General features: G+C 44.7%; 4 protein-coding genes. All 4 read right to left on the bottom strand.

The features are described 5' to 3' along the window. Nucleotides 1-142: 142 nt before the first annotated feature. From QT974_RS33335 to QT974_RS33320, 4 genes are read right to left on the bottom strand one after another with little or no spacing between them, the layout of a single operon-like run. Nucleotides 143-1,786 carry an SWIM zinc finger family protein gene (locus QT974_RS33335; RefSeq protein ID WP_333472643.1) on the bottom strand — a complete coding sequence of 548 codons (1,644 nt, stop codon included), beginning with the start codon at nt 1,784-1,786 and terminating at the stop codon, nt 143-145. A 25-nt stretch (nt 1,787-1,811) separates the two neighbouring features. Continuing rightward, complete coding sequence (locus QT974_RS33330; RefSeq protein WP_333472642.1) at nt 1,812-2,036, bottom strand: type II toxin-antitoxin system HicB family antitoxin; 225 nt, start codon at nt 2,034-2,036, stop codon at nt 1,812-1,814. Between the two features lie 2 nt (nt 2,037-2,038). After that, entirely contained in the window at nt 2,039-2,260 is a 222-nt protein-coding gene (locus tag QT974_RS33325) for a type II toxin-antitoxin system HicA family toxin (RefSeq protein WP_333472641.1), read from the bottom strand. A 31-nt stretch (nt 2,261-2,291) separates the two neighbouring features. After that, entirely contained in the window at nt 2,292-2,588 is a 297-nt protein-coding gene (locus tag QT974_RS33320; RefSeq protein ID WP_333472640.1) for a Ycf66 family protein, read from the bottom strand. Nucleotides 2,589-2,659 lie beyond the last annotated feature (71 nt).

The following is a 2,659-nucleotide window of genomic DNA, read 5'->3' as shown; positions in this document are numbered from 1 at the left end:
CCACACCGCAACACCAACAGTACCTGAAGCCCCGCACAGTCAAGAGCAGGCTAGTGATGCTTGTCTAGACTAAGCGCAAGGACGGCGATCCACCGCCCGGATTGCAAGGCTGTTTACCAATTTAAACGCGCGATTTATTAAGTTATTGACACTGACGTGCGTGTTGCATTCGCAGTGCTAAAATGTGTTCGCAAGGGCCTTTGTACAGCTTGTTTTGCTGGTGCCAATTACAAGTACATTCTGCCTCAATCATACGCTCGTCTGCATCAATTGTCAAGTGTGGATTCAAAGTTTTTTCCAGGTCTTTGACAGTGCCTCGCACAGTGAATGCACCGGAAGAATCGCTGGTAAAATCTGTCACTTGTACCGCATTTTCACTCAAAAATTCAGTTGCTTTTGATTCTCTTTCATTGGCAAATCTCAACCGTTCTAGCGGCAAAGGTTCTCGGCTCAATTCCCGCACTCGATAAACCTGTTTGTTTAAATCGTAAATTGCTCTTCCCGCTTGCGTGTAGGCACTCAATGCACCCAACACTGACGCCCGATTTAACTTCAGTCTTGTTGCCAAACTATCAGCAGTTTCTACCCAATTTTCCTTGAGCGCATCAAAGATTAATTGTTGCGTCCAACCATCAACATCGGCGCGGGGTGCCATTAAATCAAAGTTACCGGATTGCGACCAATCATTGGCACTCCATCCCGACAATCCTAGGGTAAATGACATATCGCCCAAATCGGCGACGTAAAACGAAGGCATTCCCGTTCCCAACAGGTGAACTGTGAACTTTTTGGCGGCGGGAATCAGTCTTTCGAGAATGTGAAGGCGGCGCCTTCCCCAAATGCGAATTTCTTGCTCTTGCGAACCAGTATAGATCGATCGCGCGCAAACAACTTCCGTCCCCCACGGATCGAAAATCACCCGCACCGGTTCGGCCGGCTTCAGGATGTAGCGCATACTGCGCGGGCCTTGTTTCTCCTTGTGGCGGCGCAGAACAAAACAAATATTGTGGATATCCATCGGGTGCAAATCAAACCGCACCGCCGGCAAAGACATTGCCGAACTAACTTGCAAAAATCCTCTCACCCAACTGTCGGGTAAGTCTATTTTAACTTCTTTAAAAATATCCTCATTCACCGTCTGAACTTCAAAACCCGAGGGGTCTACTTGCAGGGAAGTAGTCTTGTAACTGCGGATTTTTTGAAATTCATCATAAAGCGCTGCGGAGTAGTCGATGTTAGTCGTGCCGCAAGCAAACTCGCTGATATTTTTAAACACTTCGTAGCTGGCACCGAGGCGCCCGTAACTCGACTCATCTTGACTGAAACACTCGAAAAATACCTCGTCTGGATGAACAGTAATAACCGGATCTAGGACAAACCAAGCATCGCGGTCTTTTTGATAAAGGTAGTCAAAGTATTGCCGCTGGGCTTGATAAAAAGGTGCCAAACGTTGGTATTGAAGTTTATTTAAATTGTTTAACTCAGCTTGCAGCGGCTGAATTTTTTGGGCAACTTTTTGTTGGCGGCAGGCGATTAATTGCCAGTCGATTTCCTGCTGTTGTGCTACCCATTCTTTATAAGCTGTTTTGTCTTTGGGTTTGAAGCGCATATCGGAAACAACGACATCGTGCAAAGCGCTAATTGCTTCGCGAAAAGCGACGTTTTGACGCAATTCTCCGATAAAATAAGTGGGCGGGCGTTTGGTGTCGGGAGAGAAAGACATTTGGGTATTGCCGCCGCTTTCTGTGACTCCGGTGCTGCCTTTGTAAGAGTAGTTGAATTCCATAATAATTAAGGGACGATCGTATATTTTATGCTGCCAGCAGTGTCTTTCCAAATATCTGAGGTTCTGGCAGAGGTTGGCCATCTTCTAAGCACGATTCTATCAAAAGTTCTAAAACTTCCATAGCATTTTTGAGTGCTTCTTCATAACTATTTCCGTGCGTGTGAGAAAACTCTCCCCATTCGGGAAGACTGACAACAAAACAGTCATCTTCGTTAGACCATTGGATTACTATAGTATAGCGAGTTTTCACTGTTATTGTTCCTCCCGTTCTGTTTCTAGTTCTTGTACTTTTTTAATCGCATTAGCTGCGTCTTTTTCCTGGTAAGCTTTGGCATCATCTCCTTCTTTGCCCGATAGAGTTAAAGCACCGGAAAGCAGGGGATGATACCATTTTGTATGGCTGCCTTTTCCGGGACGGAAAGTAAATCCTGCTTTCAGCAGCATACTTTTTATTTCTCTAATCTTTTTTGGCATAAGTACGATCGCCCTTAACTATCCTAACAAATCACCGCTGAGATTGTCGAGAAACTATACCGAAAATAAAAGCATCTTTAAATGCCAAGTAAATCAACAATATATGCAGCAAAAATTGCTGAGTTGCCAAAATCGGATCTAGCCGCCATCCATTAAACAATAAAATAAAACCGCAGAAGGGCAAAATCGCAATTGCCATCAATCCTTGAATGATGTACAGAGTTATCCCCAAACCGCCAATCAGTCGCGATCGCATTCCCGCATTCAATACCGCTGTAACGAGATATGCGATCGCCAAAGCTAGATCGACAATACCGAGGATTGACATCCAATTTAATCCAAAATTAACCATCGATCGCCCTCTCGCAACATCCAAATTCAACAAATCTTAATTAAAAA

This window comes from Microcoleus sp. BM001215392, assembly GCF_036700185.1.
GTDB lineage: Bacteria > Cyanobacteriota > Cyanobacteriia > Cyanobacteriales > Microcoleaceae > Microcoleus.
This window is presented reverse-complemented; position numbering and strand designations above follow the sequence as displayed.

Coding starts and splice junctions, on each gene's coding strand:
- QT974_RS33335 (WP_333472643.1), bottom strand. CDS start 1,786: ATGGAATTCAACTACTCTTACAAAGGCAGCACCGGAGTCACAGAAAGC.
- QT974_RS33325 (WP_333472641.1), bottom strand. CDS start 2,260: ATGCCAAAAAAGATTAGAGAAATAAAAAGTATGCTGCTGAAAGCAGGA.
- QT974_RS33320 (WP_333472640.1), bottom strand. CDS start 2,588: ATGTCAATCCTCGGTATTGTCGATCTAGCTTTGGCGATCGCATATCTC.